Here is a 19,772-nt window from a genome sequence, read left to right as displayed (position 1 = left end):
AGGGATTTGTGAACGACGCAGATTCAATGTGGGAGTGAGCCTGCTCGCGATGACGGCATAAGCCGCACCGCAAATTTCGGGTTGAATCAAAAATCCACCGTCACCGAAACCTTCAACGTCCGCGGCGTCCCTTGGGTCAGATACCCGCCATTGGCCGAAGCCCAATAGGCCTCATTGGCAACATTCTCAAGATTGGCGCGCAGCGTGACGTCCCGGTCATCGAACCCGAAGGCATACCGCGCACCCAGATCGAAGCGGCTCCACGCCGGAATGCTTTGGGTGTTGGCGGCATTGAGATATTGCCCGCCCGTGCGCAGCATTCTTGCACTCAGCGCCGCACCTTCAAGCCCCGGCACATCCCAGTCCGCCCCCAGGTTGAACTGGAAACGCGGCACGCCGACGGCGCGGTTGCCGTCGTTGATGCCGTTGGCACTGCCTTCAATTTCAGTCTTCATCAGGGTTGCGCCGCTGAGCAGGCGCAGGCCATCGAGCGGTTCGCCGTAGACGTTGAGCTCGATGCCTTTGTTCAGTTGCTGGCCGTCGACCCGGAAGATCCCGTCCTGGGTATAGCTCGACGGTTGCTCGATGCGGTACGCCCCAATGCTCGCGCCGTAGCTGCCCATGTCCAGGCGTACGCCGGCTTCGATTTGCTTGCTGCGCACCGGGGCGAAGGTATCGTCGCGGTTGAGTGAAGTGGTCGGTGGTGTTGGACCTTTGGCCAGGCCTTCGATGCGGTTGGCGTAGAACGAAACATATTCCCAAGGCTTGATCACCAGACCAAAAACCGGGGTGGTGATCGACGCGTCATGACTGGACGTTCGGGCGCCGGAAGTGGTGCTCCAGCCATCGACTTTCAACGACTGGCGACGCGCACCGAGGGTCAGCAAAACGCGGTCGTCGAGGACGCCGAGGGTGTCGGCGATGGCGCCGCTGCGCAGGGTATTCTTGCCAACGATGCGCGGATCGTGAATATCGCTGCCGAACGAAGTGGCGGCAGGTCGCTGTTGTTCAGCGATGTTGTAGAGGTTGGTGCTGTAGCGCCCGGTGCTGCCGATGGTTTCGAAGGCCGAACGCTGCTCGCCCCAGATGCCGGCCAGCCCGAGGCTCAGTTGATGACTGATCGGGCCGGTTTGAAGGCGACCGTTGAGGCCGGTCATCAGGCTTTGATTGTCCTCATCGTGGGGCGGGTAGAGCATGCCGCCACGGGCGTTGCCATCAAGGTCGGTGACGGTCAGCGATGAATACACACCGTTTTCGCGGGTGTGTTTGGCACCGCCCGCGACATAGGCCGTCCAGGTTTCGCTCAGGTCATATTCGGCGCGGGCCATGCCGAACGAGTCCTCCAGTTGCGAGTAACTCCAGCTCTGAGAATAGGCGGCATTGGCGTCGGGCACCTTGGGTACTTTGTTCAAGGTGGAATCGACATAAACCACCGCGCGCCCCTGATTGATCACCTGCTTCTGGTAGCCCAGATCGGTGGAGAGGCGCAGACGCTCGCCGCGATAATCCAGGCCCAGGCTGATCAGCGCTGAACGCTGGTCTTCATCATCGACGGCGGTATCGCCCTCGCGCTGCAGCAGGTTGAGTCGCGCACCCAACCGGTTGTCTTTGCCGAAACGCTGGCCGAGGTCGAGGTGCCCGCCGATGCGGGCGTCGCTGCTGTAATCGAGGGTGATGCTGCGCGTCGGCGTGTCGCCGGCACGTTTAGGCTGCACGTTGACACCGCCCCCGATGCCGCTGCCGCTGGGCGTCACCCCGTTGATAAAGGCGTTCGGCCCCTTGAACAACTCGACCCGTTCCAAGGCTTCAGTGGCGATGATCTGGCGCGGCAGGACGCCATACAGGCCGTTGAAGGAAATATCATCGGAGGCCAGCGACAGGCCGCGAATGATGAACACCTGGGAAAAATTGCCGAAACCGGCAGACTGTCGCACCGACGCGTCATTGAGCAGCACATCGCCGACGGTCCGGGCCTGTTGGTCGGCGATGGTTTTGGCGGTGTAGCTGGTGACGCTGAAGGGCAGGTCGTTCAATGCCTGATGACCGAGCATGCCGATGTTTGCGTCGCGGGCGAGCTGTCCGCCGCCGTAGGTGTCCGGGCTGTCGTTGCCCAAGGCACTGACGTTGGTCGTGTCCAGTTCTAGCGCCGGGCTGGCGGCGTCTTCAGGCTTCAAGGTGAAGCCGTTGTCGCGGGTGCTGATCAGGACGAAGCCGCTGCCATCGAGCAAGTGCTGAAAACCTGATTGCACACTGAAATTGCAGTGCAGCCCCGGGCTCTGGCGGTTGCCCAGTAATGCCGGGTCGAACGACAGCGGCACGCCTGCCTGAACGGCAAATTGCGCCAGTACCTGACTGAGCAAGCCCGGATCAATTGAAATGTTGCGACTGGCGCTAACAATGTCTGCCGCATGGCTGTGGATCGGCAGCAGCGCCGCGCAGCTCAGGGCAATGCGCAAAAAAGAATGCTTGAACATCAACGACTGACCGCGTCAGACCCTCGGTTCGACCGACAACCAGTAGCGGGTCATGCGGCTGATGTTCAGCGGCAGGGTATCGCTGAGCAGGCGCAGGCTGGCGTCGGTGTCACGCAAGGAAAACGCACCCGACACCCGCAACGCCGCGACGTCCGGGTGGCAGCGCAATACGCCCGGCCGGTAGCGGCTCAGTTCGCCCAGCAGTTCATCCAGGCGCATGTTGTTGGCCAGCAGCATGCCCTTGTCCCAGGACACGGCCTCGATGTCGAAGCGTTCCGGTGCATCGAGCCTGTTCAACTTGAAGCTCTGGCGCTCGCCGGCATTGAGGGTCGTGCTTTCATGCAGCAGTTGCGGCGTGACCACCACTTGCCCTTCGAGAACTGAAACATGGCTGCGCGAGCCCTCGGTCCGTACGCAAAACCGGGTGCCCAGCGCACGTGCAGTGCCGTGGGGCGTTTCGACGATAAAAGGCCGGGCACCGAGGTCTTTCGCGGTGCTGATCAGCACCTCGCCGTCGATCAACTTGACGCGTCGTTCACGTGGGTTGAAAGCAATATTCACCGCACTGTCGGTGTTGAGCAGCAACTGGCTGCCATCGGGCAATTGCAGGTTTTTCTGCTCGCCCACGGCGGTGCGTTGATCGGCGTTCCATTGCTCCCAAGGCAAATGCTGCGAGGCAATGCCCAAGGGACCAGCCATCAACAGCAAGCCCAGGCGGGTGAGGGTCTGACGACGGCTCAGGCCTTCTTTGCGCGAAGCCCGTTGCAGTGTCTGGATCGCGAGGTTGGCCGGCACACCACGAAAATCCCCAAGCAGCACTTCGGCCCGTTGCCAGGCCTGGGCATGCTCGGCGCTGCGGCTGCGCCATTGGGCGATGGCCTGATGATCGGCCGGTGTTGCGGTGCCGGAATGCAATTGCACCAGCCAATCGGCGGCTTCTCCGAGAATCTGCGGGTTGATCATCGACGAATTCATCAAGCGACACTCAGGCAGGCAATGAACGCCGCGCGCATATGGCGCTTGACGGTGATCAGCGAGACATTCAGTCGCGTGGCGATCTGCGCATAAGTCAGGCCTTCGATCTGCGACAGGAGGAATGTGTCGCGGGTCGCGGCCGGCAGTTCCCGCAGCAGCGCTTCGATGCGCCACAGGGTTTCGAGGATCAGCAGGCGGGTTTCCGGCGACGGCACTTCGGCCACCGGCAGGTACGCGATGGTTTCCAGATACGCGCGTTCGATGTCCTGGCGCCGCCAGCGGTCAATCACCAGACCCTTGGCAATATGCGTCAGCAACGCCCGCGGTTCGCTGCCCAGCGGTTTGACCACCTGGCGCGTCAACAGGCGCAGGAACGTATCGTGGGCCAGGTCGGCCGCATCACAGCGGTTACCCAGTTTGCGGTGCAGCCAACCTTGCAGCCAACTGTGATGTTCGCTGTAAAGGGTGTGGACTTGCTGGTTCAGAGGCTGATCGGCAGACGACATGGCGGGCAGATACTCGACTCGGGCATCCTGCGTGAGTGCAATTAAGAATTGATCGCATTCTAGTGCCCCGGACCGACTGATGGCAATTCTCATTTGGAACTTTTTTCAGGGAAGATGTCGGTGGCCTCCTCGACTTCTGAGGAATTGGCTATTTGTGCAATCCGCCCATGGGACTAACGTAGTGACACACCCACTTGCCTTGGAGCATGTAATGCAACCGCGCATCGATTTCTACACCGCTAGCCCTGACGCCCTGAAAGCCATGATTGCCCTGGAAACCGCCGTTTCCAAGCTGCCACTGGAAAAGAACCTGATCGAACTGGTCAAGCTGCGTGCTTCGCAAATCAACGGCTGCGCCTTCTGCATCGACATGCACACCGCCGACGCGATCAAGGGAGGCGAAACCCCGCGTCGCCTGTTCGCCGTAACGGCCTGGCGCGAGGCGCCGTTCTTCACCGAACGTGAACGTGCTGCGCTGCTGTGGACCGAATCCTTGACCCAACTGAGCCTGACCCACGCCCCGGACGAAGATTACGAAGTGGTCGCCGCCCAGTTCTCGCCCAAGGAAATGGTCGACCTGACCGTGGCCATCAGCACCATCAACAGCTGGAACCGACTGGCCGTCGGCTTCCGCAAAACGCCTCAAGCCTGAGTATTCAGCAAGCGTGTCGAGCCTCAATGCGCATCGGCACTTGGCGCGGCCGGTGGTTGCACCTTGCGCATCAAGGGCACCATGGCCGTGGCGATGACGAAGCACACCCCGATCATCAGGAACGCGTCGCCGTAGGTTTGCGTCTGCGCTTCGCGGTAGGTCAACAGCCAGAGCTGATGCAGGCTGGCCGTCACGCCGATATCGCCGGTCTGGCCCAGGGCGGCGAAGTTGTTGCCGACCTGGGACAGCCATTGGTTGAGCGCCTCGTTGGTGCTGTTGAGATTTTCCGCCAACCGGGTGAAGTGCAGGTTGGTGCGATCGTTGAGAATGGTCGCGCACGCGGCGATGCCGATGGCGCCGCCCAGGTTTCGCATCAGATTGAATAAGCCCGAAGCATGCTTGAGCCGCGACGGTGCGAGGCCGCCGAGGGTCAATGTCACGGCCGGCGGCACCGCCAGTTGCTGGGCGATCCCGCGCAAGGCTTGCGGCAGCATCAATTCCTTGGCCCCCCAGTCGTGGGTGATCGGGCTGAAATCCCACATCGATAAAGCGAACAGGCCAAGGCCGGTCATCATGATCCAGCGCAGGTCGACGCGGTTGGCCAAAAAGGCATACAGCGGAATCGCCATGATCTGGAACACACCGGTGGAGAAAACCGCCAGACCAATGTCCAGCGCGCCGTAACCGCGAACCCGGCCGAGAAACAGCGGCGTCAGGTAAATGGTGGCGAACAGGCCAATCCCGGTGACGAACGAGAAGAAGCAGCCGAGGGCGAAGTTGCGGTCCTTCAAGGCGCGCAAATCGACGATCGGGTTGGCCACGTGCAGCGTCCGACCAATAAACGCCAGACCCGACAGGCCACTGATCCACGCGGTGGTCAGAATCGTGCTGTCGCTGAACCAGTTCCAGCGTGGGCCTTCTTCGAGGGTGTATTCCAGGCAGCCGAGGAACAGCGCCAGGAACACCATGCTTATATAGTCGGCGCCTTTGAGCAGCGACAGTTCCGGTTGGTCAATTTTCACCAGCATCGGCACGGCCACCGCGACGAAAATGCCGGGGACGAGGTTGATGTAGAACAGCCAGTGCCAGGACGAAACGTCGGTGATCCAGCCACCGATTACCGGCCCGAGAGTCGGCGCCAACGAGGCTACAGCGCCGATGGTCGCGGCGGCGATCACCCGTTGTTTGCCGGTGAAGAAGACGAACGCGGTGGTGAACACCATCGGGATCATCGAGCCGCCGAGAAAGCCTTGCAGCGCGCGGAAGGCGATCATGCTCTGGATGTTCCAGGCCGCGCCGCAGAGCAGGCTGGTCAGGGTGAATCCCACGGCTGACGCGCAAAACAGCCAGCGCGTCGAAAACACTCGCGAAAGCCAGCCGGACAGCGGAATCACGATGATTTCGGCGATCAGGTAACTGGTTTGCACCCATGCGGTTTCGTCGGTGCCGGCGGACAGCCCGCCGCCAATATCACGCAGCGACGCCGAGACGATCTGGATATCCAGCAGCGCGATGAACATGCCGATGCACATGCTGGCGAAGGCGAAGACCTTGGTCGCCGTCGCCATGTTCGCGGCATTGAACGGTTGCGCCGGGGCGGCGAGGGCGCGGCTCATGGCGCGCTGGCCACGGCTGTCGTTTCAGGCTCCTTGCGCGTGTCGACTTCAGCGGTCACCGACAGACCCGGACGCAGATGACCGAGCACGCTGTCGGCCGGGTCGAGGTGAATTCTTACCGGCACCCGCTGCACGATCTTGGTGAAGTTGCCGGTGGCGTTTTCCGGTGGCAGCACGCTGAATTGCGAACCGCTGGCTGGTGCGAGGCTGTCGAGGTGACCGTGGAATTCCTGGCCTGAGAGTACGTCGGCGTGAATCACCACCCGTTGCCCCGGCACCATGCGCGCCAGTTGGTCTTCCTTGAAATTGGCATCGACCCACAAACCGCTGGATGGCACCACCGACAGCAGTTGCGATCCGGCCTGGGCGTAGGCACCGACCCGGGCCCGACGGTTGCCGATTACACCGTCCACCGGTGCTTTCAACTCGGTGTAGCCGACGTTCAACTGCGCCAAATCACGCTCGGCCTTGGCTTGTATCAACGCGGCGCGGGCCTGCTGTTTCTGCGTGGCGATCACGTTTAACTGTCGTTGCGCCGCCAGCAGTTCGGCCTGGGCGCGGTTGCTTTGGGCCTGGGCGGTCTTGAACGTGGCATTCGCTCGCTGGGCGCTTTCCACCGACACGGCGCTGGTGGTGACCAGGCGTTTGTAGCGCGCATCGTCATCCCGCGAACGCGCAGTTTCGGCCCCGGCGGCATCGATGCCGGCGCGGGCCTGGCCGATCACCGCCTGTTGCAGTTGCTCGGTGGCGTCGAGATTGGCGAGCAAGGCTTCTTCAGCCGCCACCGCACCTTCGGCCTTGGCCAGGTTGGCGCGGTAATCGCGCGAATCCAGACGAATCAACACGTCGCCAGCCTTGACCTTCTGGTTGTCGGTCACCAGCACTTCGTCGATGTAACCGGCGACCTTCGACCCGATCACCGTCACGTCGCCGCCGATGTAGGCGTCGTCGGTTTCCTCGATGAAACGGCCAGTCGTCCACCAGTGCGTGGCGTATACGCCAACCAGCACCAGAGCCGCGATACCCAATGTCGACAGGAGCAGGCGTTTGAGCAGGGGCGGTTTGGCGGTGGTCAGCGGGGCAGCCAGGGCAGGTTCAACGGTGGGCATGCTGGTCATGAAAGGGTACCTGTGAAATCGGCCTGTTATTACGGGCGTAATATGACGCAGGTAATATATTGTTGCAATTGGTTTGTGCTGCCGGTCGTCAGGTCCTATTTCAGCCAGTCACCGGGGGTGATGCCAGTCATGTCCTTGAAGAACGCGATGAAGGCACTGTCGCTGGAAAATCCCAGCTCGAAAGCGCTGAAACCGATGTTTCGCCCGGTCGTGAGCAGTTCAATGGCGCGCATCAGGCGCCATTGTTGGCGCCATTGCTGATAACTCATGCCGGTTTCACGTTGGAAGATTCGGCCGATGGTGCGGCCGCTGGCACCTATCTGCTCTTGCAGTGACTGAAGTTTCGGCGGCAGCTTTTCGATGGTCGCGAGAAGTGGTGCCAGGCGTTTGTCCGACGGCAGCGGGAGCAGCATGGGTTGTCGGGCTGCGTCACGAATTTCGCTCAGGCACAGCGCCAACAAATGCACGTACTTTCCCTGCTGCCAAGCCGTGTCGAAATCTGCGTGGGCGATCGACTCCAGCACCGCCCTCAGCAACGGGTTGACTTCAATCACGCAGACCTGCTGCGGCAGGTCTGCGCACAACGCGGGGCTCAGGTAAATGGAACGGTAATCGACGCTCTGTTGCATCACGGCGCGATGGGCCACACCGCAAGGAATCCAGGCCGCGCGCGAGGGTGGCAGCAGGCACAATTGCTGGGCAAGGGTGATACGCGTACAGCCCTGACGGGTAAACAGCAGTTGCCCGCGTTGATGATGATGCATGCCCGAATCGTGATCACCGAGGGCGGCGGCGATGCCGACAACCGGTGCATTGAAGCTGTCAGGATCAAAAGACGCGTGGGCGTCGAGCCAAGCCATGGTTTGTCCGATTTCAGAGATAAGTTGGCAGGATCCTGATACTACGACAGTTACGACTTCTTAAGCTGCACGGCAGTTTCTTTCGAGAGTGAAGTCGTGATGAATGATAAAAAAATCGTCGTATTGGCGGTCGCGCTGTTGATGTTTCCACAGTTGGCGCAATCCATTTACAGCCCGGCGCTGGTAGACATTGGCCGAGTCTTCGGCGTTGGGCAGCAAGCATCGGCGCAAATGCTTTCTGTGTATTTCCTGGCGTTCGCGTTCGGCGTGGTGGTATGGGGCCGGATGTGCGACCTGATCGGGCGTCGTCCAACGATGCTTGCGGGGTTGGCCCTGTACGCTGCAGCTTCGTTGATGGCGCTCAGCGCAAGCACGTTCAATGCTCTGTTGGCCGCCCAGGGCGTGGCCGCATTCGGCGCTGCGGTAGGCTCGGTCGTTACGCAAACCGTGTTGCGCGACCGCTTCAAGGGGGCGGCACTCGCTCAGGTGTTTTCGATTATGGGCATCGCGCTAGCCGCCAGCCCGGCCATTGGATTGTTCACCGGAGCAAGCCTGGTGCATGGCTTCGGATATCCAGGCGTGCCGGGAGGGCTTTTGCTGCTATCCGTTGGACTGTGGTTCTGGTGCCTGCGGGTTTTACCGGAAACCCGACCACAGCATGTGGCGTCGCCCGCGCTGTTCGAGACGTCGTGGCAAATGCTGCGGGATCGAGACATTTGGCGTTCGACGTTGTTGGTAGCGGTCTTCAACATTGGCTTGTTCAGCTACTACAGCCTGGCTCCGTTCATGTTTGAGCGGCTGGGGCTGAGTGCGAAAATGTTCGGCTACAGTGGCGTCATTCTCGCCCTGGGTTCCGGTCTGGGAGCCGGGCTCAATAAACGGCTGCTGCAGCGCGGGTTGAGTAGTGCGCAACTCATACAGGTGGCGGGATCACTGACATTGGTTGGCGCCAGTTTTGTCTGGCTGATGGAAGACACTGCGCTGTTCGTGCTGGCGATGGTGTTGGTGGTTCTGGCCTTCGGCATGGCAATCCCGAACATCCTCGGTTCGGCGCTGGTCAACTATGGTGATCGATTGGGTACGGCCGGCGCGCTGTTCGGTTTGCTGTATTACCTGTTGATAGGTGGCGGATTGATGCTGGCAGCCTGGGGGCAGACGCTGGGTGGGACCCTGATGATCTGTGCGGTGGTGGCCTGGTTGTTGGCGTGCATCAAGCCACCGAAGGACCAGGCGTGATCAACCCATCAGTGAAACGGTCGCCTGACAATCTGCTCGCTACCCTGTCAGGCGACAGACTTCAAATGATCATTGGCTGGTCAGACTGGCGCCGGCTACCGCCAATCCATCTTTCCCGTCGCGACTGCTGACCCCAACCAGCCAAGCCTCCAACACCGCAGGATTAGCCTTCAACCACGCCTTCGCCGCCGCCCGTGGCTTCTGGTTCTGGTTCAGCACCGCGTCCATCAGCTGGTTCTCCATCACCAAACTGAACTCCATGTTCTGCAGCAACTTGCCGACGTTGCTGCATTCCTTGAGGTAGTCCTTGCGCACGTTGGTGTAGACCGTGGCCTGGCCGAAGTTGGGGCCGAAGTATTCGTCGCCGCCGCTGAGGTACTTCATCTTGTTGCGGGTGTTCATCGGGTGCGGTTCCCAGCCGAGGAACACCATCCATTCGTTCTTGCGCGTGGCGCGTTTGAGTTGCGAGAGCATCGCCGCTTCGCTGGATTCGACGATCTTGAAGTCCTTCAGGCCGAAGGCGTTCTTGTCGATCATGCTCTGGATCAGCCGATTGCCGTCGTTGCCCGGTTCAATGCCGTAGAGCTGGCCGTTGAGCTTGTCCTTGAATTTGGCGATGTCGGCAAAATCATGCAGCCCGGCGTCGTACACGTAGTCGGGCACCGCCAGGGTGTATTTGGCGCCGTGCAGGTTGGCGCGCACGGTTTCCACGGTGCCGGCATCGCGGTAGGGCTTGATGTCGTTTTCGGTGGTGGGCATCCAGTTGCCGAGGAACACGTCCAGCTCCTTGCCCGAGGACAAGGCGCGGTAGGTCACCGGGATCGACAGCAGTGTGGTTTTGGTTTTGTAGCCCAGTGATTCCAACACTTCGCTGGCGACGGCCGTGGTGACGGTGATGTCGGTCCAGCCGACATCGGAGAAACGCACCGTGGCGCAGGATTCCGGTTCCGCTGCCTGGGCCAGCAGCGGCAAACTCAGAGATACAAGCAAGAGCAAGGCTTTCATGGATCAACTCCTCGAAGGTAAACGTCGGCAGCGGTTTGGGGTGTTCGGTTTTTTTGTTGTTGTGGGTGTGGCGAAACCTGCCTGTGGCGAGGGAGCTTGCTCCCGCTCGGCTGCGCAGCAGTCGTAAGTCTCAGGCTTGATCGGCACCAAACCAGTTCAGCGCCGCCGGTTCGGTGTTGAGGTAGATGTGCTTGAGCTCGGTGAACTCATCGAGCCCGGCTCGCGACAGTTCCCGACCAATACCGCTGGATTTGTAGCCGCCCCAAGGCGCCTGCGGGAAAGCGGCGTTGTAGTCGTTTATCCACAGGGTGCCGACCCGCAGGCGCTTGGCCATGCGATACGCCTTGCCGATATCCCGGGTCCAGACGCCCGCCGCCAGGCCGTAAGGCGTGTCGTTGGCTAATTGCAGCGCTTGGGCTTCGCCGCTGAAATGCTCGACGGTGATCACCGGGCCGAAGATTTCTTCGCGGGCAATGCGCATGTCGGCGGTGACATTGCCGAGCAACGTCGGGCGCAGCCAGAACCCGCGTTCGAACTGCTCGGGAATCGTCCCGCCCGCCAGCAACGTCGCGCCTTGTTCGACGGCGCCGGCAATCATTGTCAGGATCAGATCGCGTTGCCCGGCGGAAATCAGCGGGCCCATTTGCGTCGACTGATCGAGGCCATTGCCCAGGCGAATCTTCCCGATCCGCTGCTGCAACGCCTCGACAAACCGGTCATGAATCCCGTCCTCGACCAACAGTCGCGAGCCGGCCGAGCAGATTTGTCCGGCATTGAAAAACACCGCGTTCATTGCCTGATCCAGCGCTACGTCAAAATCGGCATCGGCGAACACGATGTTCGGATTCTTGCCGCCCAGTTCCAGCGCCACACGCTTGAAGTTGCCGGTGGCCGCACGCATCACTTTGCCGCCGGCTCCGGCGCCACCGGTCAGCGACACCAGGTCCACGTCATGGCTGGCGGCGAGCAATTCACCGACATCGCCCGGGCCGCACAGCAGGTTGAAAACACCGTCGGGCAAACCGGCTTGTTTGAGCAGTTCGGTTAAGCGATGGGCCGTCATCGGCGTCAGGCTGCTGGGCTTGAACACCACGGTGTTGCCGGCGGCGAGGGCCGGGGCGATTTTCCACACCGCTTGCAGCAGCGGGTAGTTCCACGGCGCGATCAAGGCACACACGCCCACCGGTTCGCGTTGGTTGAAACTGATGATATGGGCCGGCGCATGGCTGTTGACGCTGGCGCTTTCGCTTTCCAGCAGCGCGGCGTAGTAGCGAAAAGTCGCGACCACGTTGCCGATGTCAGCCAGGCTTTCGCCCAGGGTTTTACCGGCGTTGAGGGTTTCCAGGCGGGCGAGGTGCTCGGCGTCCTGTTCGATCAAACGGGCGATTTGCTGCAACAGTTGAGCGCGTTCGGTGACCGGCATGGTCGGCCACGATCCTTGATCGAAAGCCTGGCGCGCAGCCTCGATTGCCCGTTGCGCATCCTCCGGGCCAGCGACGGCTACCTGAGCCAGGGCTTCTTCGTTCGCTGGGTTGATCACGTCGCGGTAGCGCGGAGTTTGTGGTGCCTGCCAACTGCCCGCAATGAACAAACGAATCTGCAACATGTGCCTCTCCAGCCAAGGGTTCGTGCTGTTCACTATGGCGGCGAGCGCAACGCGGCTCTTGATCAAACGCGGCATAACCACGCCGTTTTCCCACGGTTGCGAAGTCGCGTAATAGCGGCAGCCAATGTCGTTTCCCGTCAAGTGCGCGCAAGGCGTCTCTCTACACTGCCAGGCAACCGATCAACATCTGTGGAGCACGGGATGAATCAACCTGTCGAGCAACTGAGAATCCGCCTGGCCTGTGCGTTTCGCTGGGCCGCGCGGCTGAACCTGCACGAGTCCATCGCCAATCACTTCAGCGTGGCGGTGTCGGGGGACGGTCGGGAGTTTCTGATCAATCCGTACGGCAAGCATTTCTCGCGGATCAAGGCCAGCGACTTGCTTTTGGTCAACGCTGACGAGCCCGCCAGCCTCGACCGCCCCGACGCGCCGGACATCACCGCGTGGGCGTTGCACAGCGCCTTGCACCGCAACCAGCCTCACGCCCGTTGCATCCTGCACACCCATTCGAAATACGCGACGGCGCTGGCGTGTCTGGCGGATTCGCGGCTGCCACCGATCGAGCAGAACTGCATGCGCTTTTTCGAGCGAGTGGTCATCGACGACGGCTTTGACGGAATGGGCCTGGGCGATGAGGCGGAGCGGGTCAGCCGCCTGCTCGGGGACAAACCGATTCTGTTGATGGGCAACCATGGTTTGCTGGTGGCGGCGCCGAGCATCGCCCAGGCGTTCGATGATCTGTACTACTTCGAACGGGCCTGCGAAACCTACATCACCGCGCTTTCAACCGGCCGTGAGTTGCGCATCGCCAGTGATGAAATTGCGCGCAAGACCTGCCGGCAATGGCTCGATTATCCGGGCTTTGCCGACAAACATTTCAACGCGCTGATGGGGATTCTCGACGAGGAAGAACCGGGCTATCGCCTGTGAATTCAGTCCGCCTCGACCGGCCGCTGCTCCTTGCGCAGCGGCTGGCGCATCACCGGGGCGGTCCAGATTTGGCTGCGGTCTTCGCTGGGCGGGCAGCCGAAGCGGGCACGGTAGGTGCGGGAGAAATGCTCCAGCGAACCGAACCCGGAACAGGCCGCCACTTGCGCCACGCTCAGGCGCGTCTGTTGCAGCAAACTGTGGGCCTTGGCCAGCCGCAGAGTGATGTAGTACTTGAGCGGCGACAGGCCGGTTTGATGCTTGAACTGCCGCTCCAGTTGTCGCCGCGAAAGCCCGACCTTGTCGGCAATCGCTTCGCAGTCGAGCGGTTCTTCCAGCGCCTGTTCCATCAACTGCACGGCACGGCGGATCTTGCTGCCGTACAGCCCGGTGTTGGTCAGGCCGCCGTCGAGTTGATTTTCGGCCGGCGCGCGCACCTGACCCATTAACAGATGCATGCCGATTTCCCGCGCCAGTTCGCTGTCGACGCTCTGGCCGATCCAGCCGAGCAGCATGTCCAGCGTCGTTGTCGCGCCGGCGCACGTCATGCGCTGACGCTCCAGCGTATAGAGCTGCGGCTTGGCGTGGACCCGTGGATAACTTTCCTGAAAACCCTGCAGATTGTCCCAGTGCACAGCGGCTTCGTAACCGTCGAGTACGCCGGCGGCGGCGAGCAGTTCGGTGCCGGTTTCCACGCCCATCAACACCGCGCCGAACAGCGCCTGCTTGCGCAGCCAGCTCTTGAGCGCGAGGTTGCGGCTGTGTTTGTGCACATCGAAACTGGCGATTACCAGGCACACATCAAAACCCTGGTCGGCCTTCAATCCGTCATTGGCGACGGTGACCAAACCGTTGCTGGCCTGCACCGGTTCGCCGTCCAGGGACAACAGCGACCACTGGAACAACTGGCGCTGAGTCAGCCAATTGGCGATGGCCAAGGGTTCCAGCACGGCGGCCAGGCCGAAGTTCGAAAACGACGGCAACAGCAACACCGCAACCCGCAACGGCGCGACATCGCCGCGCCGCCAGGTGAAGGTGGATTGCGAAGGCATTGCGCTGTCAGGTGCGTGGTTGCTCATGCGTCGCCTCTATCGTTGCTGCGTCTGCCATTGCGGGTGAATCCAGACCGGCGCTTCAGACGCTGCCAGCGGTGGCAGGCCACGAATCATGTCGCTGGCCTTTTCCGCGATCATCACCGTTGGTGCATTGGTGTTGCCGCTGACAATCACCGGCATGATCGACGCGTCCACCACGCGCAAACCATCCAGGCCATGCACGCGCAGTTGCGGGTCGACCACCGCTTCGAGGTCGCTCATCGGGCCCATCTTGCACGTGCCGCTGGCATGGTAGCCGGTTTCGGTGACTTGCCTTGCCCACGTGTCCAGCGCTTCATCGCTTTTTACGTGCCGGCCGGGCACCAGTTCTTCACCCTTGAAAGCGGCCATGCTCGGTTGCTCGATGATCTCGCGCACCAGTCGCGCACCGGCACGCATGTCGGCTCGATCCTGCGCGGTTTTCAGGTAATTGAACAGGATGCGCGGCGGCTGTCGAGGGTCGGCGCTGCTGAGCGTCACGCTGCCCAGACTGGTGGGGCGCATCAGGTCGATGTGGATCTGGAAGGCGTGATCCGGCACCAGATCGACACTGCCGGGTTTCACCGCCAGCGGCATGAAGGTCAGTTGCAGGTCGGGATGCTCGACCCCGGCCCGCGAGCGAATGAACGCCCCGGCCTCAAAATGATTGCTCGCCGCCAAGCCGTCGTGGGTGGCGAACCAACGGGCACCGATCCACCATTTGCCCGGTGCAGTGGTCCACGGATACAGCGACACCGGTTTTTTGCACAGGTACTGCACGACCGTGTCCGGGTGATCGTTGAGTCGCCGACCGACGCCAGGCAGATTGTGTTTGACGCTGATGCCCAGGTCGCGCAGTTCCGCCGCCGGGCCGACGCCCGAGAGCAGCAGCAACTGCGGCGAGTTGATCGCTCCGGCAGTCAGCAGCACTTCACGTCGGGCAAATACTTGATGCGTCTCACCGCTTTGTTCGTACTCGATGCCGACCGCGCGCGAACCCTCAAACAGGATGCGCAACGCCAACGCATCGGTGGTCACGCGCACGTTGCCCCGGCCCAACGCTTCGCGCAGATAGCCACGTGACGTGCTCCAGCGCCGGCCGTTGCGGGTGGTGCGATCCACCGGTCCGAAGGCTTCCTGGCGATAGCCGTTGAGGTCGCTGCTCAAGCCATATCCGGCCTCGGCACCGGCCGCCAGAAACGCCGCGCACAACGGCGTTTGCGTATCGCCGGGCGTGACATGCAGATGTCCGGTCGCGCCGCGATAATCGTCCGCACCATCGGCATGGGTTTGCGCACGTTTGAAGTACGGCAGCACGTCCTGATAGCGCCAGCCTTCGCAGCCTTGTTCGGCCCAGCCGTCGTAATCCCTGGCATGGCCACGGATGTAGACCATGCCGTTGATCGACGACGAACCGCCGAGCGTGCGGCCTCGCGGCGTGCCGATCCGGCGCCCGTCCAGATACGGTTCCGGCTCGGAACTGTAGCTCCAGTTGTAGCGCGTGCCGCCCACCACCAGACCCACGGCGGACGGCATGTCGATGGTCCAGCTCTGGTCAGCCGGCCCGGCCTCCAGCAGCAAAATCCGCACGGCGGGGTCTTCGCCCAAACGATTGGCCAACACACAGCCTGCGGACCCGGCGCCCACAATCAGGTAATCAAACGCATGGTTGGCCATGGTTCGGGGTGCTCCATCAATAGAAAGTCATGACACACCCTCTGTAGGAGCAAAGCTTGCTCGCGATGGCGGTGTGTCAGGTGACATAGATGTCGGGTATTACTCCGTCATCGCGAGCAAGCTTTGCTCCTACAGGATCAGGCTATGGAAGCCCCATGAATCCCGTTAAACACCAACCGATGAAAGTGATGCACCAAATGCTCGCTTTCATTGCTGCGCTGGGCGTCGATCATGTAGCGGCCCTGGTTGTAGCCCATTGAGCGCAGGCCTTTTTGCACCGAGATGTTCAGCGCAATGTCTTCCGGCCCGAGGTCTTCGTTCATCCACTTCATGCACGACTGGCTGACCGCCGCGGTCTCGGCGTTGTTGGAGTAGTAACCAAAGCGCAGCAGCGAGCGTTCGGCGTCCAGCGGAATCATGATGAACGAGCCCAGGAACTCCGAGAACGGGAAGGTGTAGAAGGTGTTGTTCGGCCACATGCCAATGTTGAAAAAGCACTCATCGGGGTTGAGGTCTTTGCGCAACGGCACGCCGTAAGCTTCGGTCACCGAGAGATTGGCCGGGGCGATGTAGGTCCACCAGTTGTCGCGTTTGGTCAACTGATAGCCCTTGAAGTCGATGAGCTCGGCCAGGTCGATATGGCACGGGCCCGACAACTTGAAGTGATAGCCCTCGATGGAATTGTCCATGATCACCTTCCAGTTGGCCGGCACGATCACGTCCTGTTCCTCGATCAGGCGCATGTTGGCCAGGTCCGGGAACACCCGATGCATTTCCTCGTCGGCGCCGGGGAACAAGTCGCGCAGCGACGGCGCGTTCGGGTCGAGGTTGAAGTAGATGAAGCCGCCCAGTTCTTCGGTGCGAACCTGCGGAATGTTGAACTGCTGCAACTCGAAGTTTTTCATCTTCTCGCAACGCGGTGCGCTGCGCAGGCTGCCGTCCATTTCGTAGCACCACGAATGATAGGCGCAACGCACCACGCCACCGGTGGTGCCGCGACGTTCTTCGAGCAGGCGATTGCCGCGATGCTGGCAAACGTTGTGGAACGCATGGATCTGCCCCTGACGATTCTTCGCCACCACCACGCTCTGGTCGAACAGATCCGTCACCACGTACTGCCCCGGCTCGGCGAACTCGCTGACGTGCCCGGCCACATGCCAGGCGTGCATGAAAATATTGTCGCGCTCAGCCTTGAACAGAGTCTCGTCGTAGAAATAACGCGAGGGCAGGGTGAACGCCTCTTCCGGGTCCTGATGATCCCAGCCGTCGATCGAACTTTGGGTTTTGAGGTTCTGGATATTGTGCATCGGGATGATCTCCTCGGTGACTGGCGCCGCACGGTACGGCTTCGTTCTGGGACCTAATCTAGGGCGCGAGGAGGGAGGCAGATTGATGGAAAGCGACCAGTTGGCGGGTGAAAACATCAAAGGGAAATGCAGTGGCAAAGATTGTGAAAGGGCGCCCAAAGGCGCCCGTTGTCATTTCTGGCGATTCACGAAAGATGCGCCTGCAATCGTCGTCCGACGACATCCAGCAAGTCACAGCCGTCGCGCAGTGAAGTCACCAGCACCCGCGCCAACTCGCTGTGAACACTCTCGCTGAAGGCAAATGCTTCCAGCAGTTGAGTCGCGGTGCGGATGCGGTAGGCCGCGGTTTCGTGCAATACATCCAATGGTGCTTCGGTGTCGATTACCAGCGATGCAATGGTGCAGTCGATGCCGGTGATGGGCATGTATCTATCCATGACGAAATACCTCCTTGAAGTTAAAGAACCGGCACCTCTGCATTAGCTACTTGACGCAGCCTCAGGCAAACCACCGGGTGGGTCGAGATTGTCCAGCGCTCGATTGACCAGCAATTCGCCCAGCACGGCCAATTGCTGAATGGCCAACATCACGTTTCGCCGCGAGCCTTCCACTTCGCACGCGAGATCAGTAGCCATCACATTCAGGGATGCAAGGGTTTCGCAGGCGTGACAGAGCAAGGATTCCGTATCGATGTTCGGAATGATGGTGAAGACATGGCTGACGGGATCGGGGCGGTTTGGATTACGCAGGCGCGCACTGACGAGGGGTTCAGTGATGTTTGAGAGCTTGGAGAAGTCGATTGTCTCTGCGTCTGGTTTTGGGGTGGTCCTTTTCATTTCGGATTTCCTTTCAAAGTAAAAGAAGTGCCAGTCCCATGCCGTCGAAGAGTTGTTGGCGGCAGTGCGTGAATTGACGGGCTGCCAGGTTTATTACCAGAAAATTCAAAATAATTAATCAAAATATTGAACATCTATGTAATTAAATGATTCGTGTTTCATTGCATCGTTTTTCACGTCTATAGTTCTGTAGGTTATTTCGCTGGATAACACACTGTTTGCTGTAAGAAACATCTTAAAATTAAGTGGGGCGTGCCTGTAGGACTTTACGTAGGGATAGTGATGTGAAACATTGTTTGACGATTTTTTGGCTTGGTTGCATTATTACTTTTTTAGCTGAGGTCAGTTGTGTCGGATGCTTGTTCATCAAAAAATATATGTAAATATTCTGTAATAGCTATGAGTTGGTAATTGCATGATGCATAAGAAAGAAAAAACTGAAAGATTGAAGAGCAACATAAAGTATCTTATAAAAAGTCGAGGGGAGACGCAGTTGTCGTTGTGTAGCTCTAGTGGTTTGACCAGGACGACGATATATAACATTCTCGAAGGAAGAGTCGTCAACGTTCAGCAATCCACGATTCGTAAGATTTCTGATTTTTTTGGTGTGTCCTATAGGGAAATAGAGACTGTTGATTTTGAAGAGAGAGAAATCATTGAGAGCAGTATTTCTCTAGAGGGTAATATGAATCCTGCGGCGGTTCCTATAATTAAAGAGAGTTTGCTTTTTCTGAATCTTGACAAGAGGATCGGTGAGTTGGCGGCAACTCACCCGCTTACTTATTATTTTGGCACCGCATGTAACTTAATAGGTGTGCTCTTGGAGAAGGGCATTAGTGGTGTGAACGAGCCCGGTGACATTTTGATAATAAGGAAAGGAGTGACGAGGAGTGATAGAGAAAAATTGGTGTATGACGGGATAGAGAGGAAGCTATTTATAACTAATGCGTCTTGCCATGATTCTGAAGTTGTTCGTGTTGTGGGGGAGATAATAGAGGAAAGGTTTAATGGGTAATGAACCTGAAAATGGCAAGTACAAGCTTCTAGGGTTCGAGAATAGTAAAGGCCTTGTTGTTGTCATGGTGATTTCTACAGGGAAAATTATTAAGGTAAAAATAAGTGAAGTGGTGAAAAGCGAGATAATAGATGATTTAAGTAAATCCGAAATTAAGGATATTTACAGGAAGTACTACTCTGGTGGAGCTGCGGTGACAGCTTACGAAATTTACGATCGTAATGAGCGGTCGTGGATGATTTATGTTGTTTTGAATTTGATTTTGCTTGCGCTTTTTGTTTTTACAAATATCGCTGCTACCAAGCTTGTACATTTGGATTTATTCGATCTTGTTGTCCCTCCCGCCGTATTTCTATATCCGTTGACATTTCTAGTGGTTGACTTGTTGAATGAAACTTACGGATTTAGACTCGCCAAAAAAGCTTTGTTATTTGCATTTGGCGGTAATGCTCTAATTGTTCTGTTGCTTAATGCGGTTAATTTTCTCCCTGGACTGCCTGGTTGGAAATTAGATGTTCCGTATGCGGAAGTTGTCGCTCATGTGTCGTCTGTTTTAGTGGCGTCATCAGTTTCTTTTGTGTTTTCTGAGACTGTAAATTCTTATTTGTTGTGCAAAATAAAAGAGCTTACGAATTCGAAATTTCTGTTTTTGCGTGTATTCTTTAGCACTTTTTTTGCTGTGATTATAGATAGTTTTCTATTTTGTTATATTGCGTTTTACGGAATTATGCAAAGTGCTGATATACTGAATTTGATTTACGCTCAGATAGCTATAAAAATGTGTTTTGCTGTGTTTAATGTTTTTCCAGCATATGGAGCAAGGTCACTATTTAAAAGGTATGTTGCTGGTGCATCAACGGCATGAAGCTAGGGGCATGATGTTAATCGC

18 protein-coding genes are annotated in these 19,772 nt (G+C 58.9%); 5 read left to right on the top strand and 13 right to left on the bottom strand.

The features are described from left to right. Positions 1-86: 86 nt before the first annotated feature. The 3 genes from V6Z53_RS23845 to V6Z53_RS23835 are packed head-to-tail and all read right to left on the bottom strand — an operon-like array spanning position 87 to position 3,955. The gene (locus V6Z53_RS23845) at positions 87-2,474 is read right to left on the bottom strand and encodes a TonB-dependent receptor (protein WP_338582093.1); all 2,388 of its coding nucleotides are present in this window, start codon (positions 2,472-2,474) and stop codon (positions 87-89) included. 15 nt (positions 2,475-2,489) lie between these two features. Next, positions 2,490-3,449, bottom strand: coding sequence for a FecR domain-containing protein (locus V6Z53_RS23840; protein ID WP_338582092.1), 960 nt, complete (start codon positions 3,447-3,449; stop codon positions 2,490-2,492). Then, positions 3,449-3,955 (bottom strand): sigma-70 family RNA polymerase sigma factor, encoded by a 507-nt coding sequence (locus V6Z53_RS23835; RefSeq protein WP_338582091.1) that lies wholly within the window; start codon positions 3,953-3,955, stop codon positions 3,449-3,451. The genes V6Z53_RS23840 and V6Z53_RS23835 overlap by 1 nt, the downstream gene beginning before the upstream one ends. Positions 3,956-4,166: 211 nt before the next feature. Here V6Z53_RS23835 and V6Z53_RS23830 point away from each other — a divergent pair, with 211 nt between their 5' ends. Further along, the gene (locus tag V6Z53_RS23830; protein ID WP_338582090.1) at positions 4,167-4,607 is read left to right on the top strand and encodes a carboxymuconolactone decarboxylase family protein; all 441 of its coding nucleotides are present in this window, start codon (positions 4,167-4,169) and stop codon (positions 4,605-4,607) included. A gap of 23 nt (positions 4,608-4,630) precedes the next feature. Here the strand turns inward: V6Z53_RS23830 and V6Z53_RS23825 are convergent, their stop codons facing one another. The 3 genes from V6Z53_RS23825 to V6Z53_RS23815 all read right to left on the bottom strand — a co-directional run bounded on the left by V6Z53_RS23825 (position 4,631) and on the right by V6Z53_RS23815 (position 8,201). Beyond that, the gene (locus V6Z53_RS23825) at positions 4,631-6,223 is read right to left on the bottom strand and encodes a DHA2 family efflux MFS transporter permease subunit (RefSeq protein WP_338582089.1); all 1,593 of its coding nucleotides are present in this window, start codon (positions 6,221-6,223) and stop codon (positions 4,631-4,633) included. Continuing rightward, entirely contained in the window at positions 6,220-7,341 is a 1,122-nt protein-coding gene (locus V6Z53_RS23820; RefSeq protein ID WP_338582088.1) for an HlyD family secretion protein, read from the bottom strand. Before V6Z53_RS23820 ends, V6Z53_RS23825 begins: the two co-directional genes overlap by 4 nt. A 95-nt stretch (positions 7,342-7,436) precedes the next feature. Continuing rightward, positions 7,437-8,201 carry a helix-turn-helix transcriptional regulator gene (locus V6Z53_RS23815; protein ID WP_338582087.1) on the bottom strand — a complete coding sequence of 255 codons (765 nt, stop codon included), beginning with the start codon at positions 8,199-8,201 and terminating at the stop codon, positions 7,437-7,439. Positions 8,202-8,300: 99 nt separating this feature from the next. Between V6Z53_RS23815 and V6Z53_RS23810 the strand changes: the two genes are divergently transcribed. Further along, complete coding sequence (locus V6Z53_RS23810; RefSeq protein ID WP_338582086.1) at positions 8,301-9,437, top strand: MFS transporter; 1,137 nt, start codon at positions 8,301-8,303, stop codon at positions 9,435-9,437. A 69-nt stretch (positions 9,438-9,506) separates the two neighbouring features. Here V6Z53_RS23810 and V6Z53_RS23805 read toward each other — a convergent pair whose 3' ends face one another. Together V6Z53_RS23805 and V6Z53_RS23800 are read right to left on the bottom strand one after the other, a co-directional pair. After that, positions 9,507-10,442, bottom strand: coding sequence for a choline ABC transporter substrate-binding protein (locus tag V6Z53_RS23805; RefSeq protein WP_338582085.1), 936 nt, complete (start codon positions 10,440-10,442; stop codon positions 9,507-9,509). Between the two features lie 130 nt (positions 10,443-10,572). Next, positions 10,573-12,048, bottom strand: a complete 1,476-nt coding sequence (locus V6Z53_RS23800) for an aldehyde dehydrogenase family protein (protein WP_338582084.1) — start codon at positions 12,046-12,048, stop codon at positions 10,573-10,575. A 201-nt stretch (positions 12,049-12,249) separates the two neighbouring features. Here V6Z53_RS23800 and V6Z53_RS23795 point away from each other — a divergent pair, with 201 nt between their 5' ends. Next, entirely contained in the window at positions 12,250-12,978 is a 729-nt protein-coding gene (locus V6Z53_RS23795; protein WP_338582082.1) for a class II aldolase and adducin N-terminal domain-containing protein, read from the top strand. Between the two features lie 2 nt (positions 12,979-12,980). Here the strand turns inward: V6Z53_RS23795 and V6Z53_RS23790 are convergent, their stop codons facing one another. The 5 genes from V6Z53_RS23790 to V6Z53_RS23770 all read right to left on the bottom strand — a co-directional run bounded on the left by V6Z53_RS23790 (position 12,981) and on the right by V6Z53_RS23770 (position 17,868). Further along, a complete protein-coding gene (locus tag V6Z53_RS23790; RefSeq protein ID WP_338582081.1) occupies positions 12,981-14,054 on the bottom strand; it encodes a GlxA family transcriptional regulator in 1,074 nt (357 codons plus the stop codon). A gap of 9 nt (positions 14,055-14,063) precedes the next feature. Continuing rightward, positions 14,064-15,725 (bottom strand): choline dehydrogenase, encoded by a 1,662-nt coding sequence (locus V6Z53_RS23785; protein WP_338582080.1) that lies wholly within the window; start codon positions 15,723-15,725, stop codon positions 14,064-14,066. Positions 15,726-15,862: 137 nt separating this feature from the next. Further along, positions 15,863-17,032, bottom strand: coding sequence for an aromatic ring-hydroxylating dioxygenase subunit alpha (locus V6Z53_RS23780; RefSeq protein WP_338582079.1), 1,170 nt, complete (start codon positions 17,030-17,032; stop codon positions 15,863-15,865). A gap of 185 nt (positions 17,033-17,217) precedes the next feature. After that, on the bottom strand, positions 17,218-17,469 hold the full coding sequence (locus V6Z53_RS23775; protein ID WP_338582077.1) for a hypothetical protein: 252 nt from the start codon (positions 17,467-17,469) through the stop codon (positions 17,218-17,220). A 42-nt stretch (positions 17,470-17,511) separates the two neighbouring features. Beyond that, positions 17,512-17,868 (bottom strand): DUF6124 family protein, encoded by a 357-nt coding sequence (locus V6Z53_RS23770; protein WP_338582076.1) that lies wholly within the window; start codon positions 17,866-17,868, stop codon positions 17,512-17,514. A 418-nt stretch (positions 17,869-18,286) separates the two neighbouring features. On the opposite strand from V6Z53_RS23770, the gene V6Z53_RS23765 reads away from it, so the two are divergent. Further along, complete coding sequence (locus tag V6Z53_RS23765) at positions 18,287-18,883, top strand: helix-turn-helix transcriptional regulator (protein ID WP_338586555.1); 597 nt, start codon at positions 18,287-18,289, stop codon at positions 18,881-18,883. Further along, positions 18,876-19,748, top strand: coding sequence for a queuosine precursor transporter (locus tag V6Z53_RS23760; protein ID WP_338582075.1), 873 nt, complete (start codon positions 18,876-18,878; stop codon positions 19,746-19,748). Before V6Z53_RS23765 ends, V6Z53_RS23760 begins: the two co-directional genes overlap by 8 nt. Positions 19,749-19,772 lie beyond the last annotated feature (24 nt).

The sequence above is a fragment of the Pseudomonas sp. MAG733B genome (genome assembly GCF_036884845.1).
Lineage (GTDB): Bacteria > Pseudomonadota > Gammaproteobacteria > Pseudomonadales > Pseudomonadaceae > Aquipseudomonas.
Note: the sequence above shows the minus strand (reverse complement) of the source record. Positions and strands in the feature narration are given on the sequence as shown.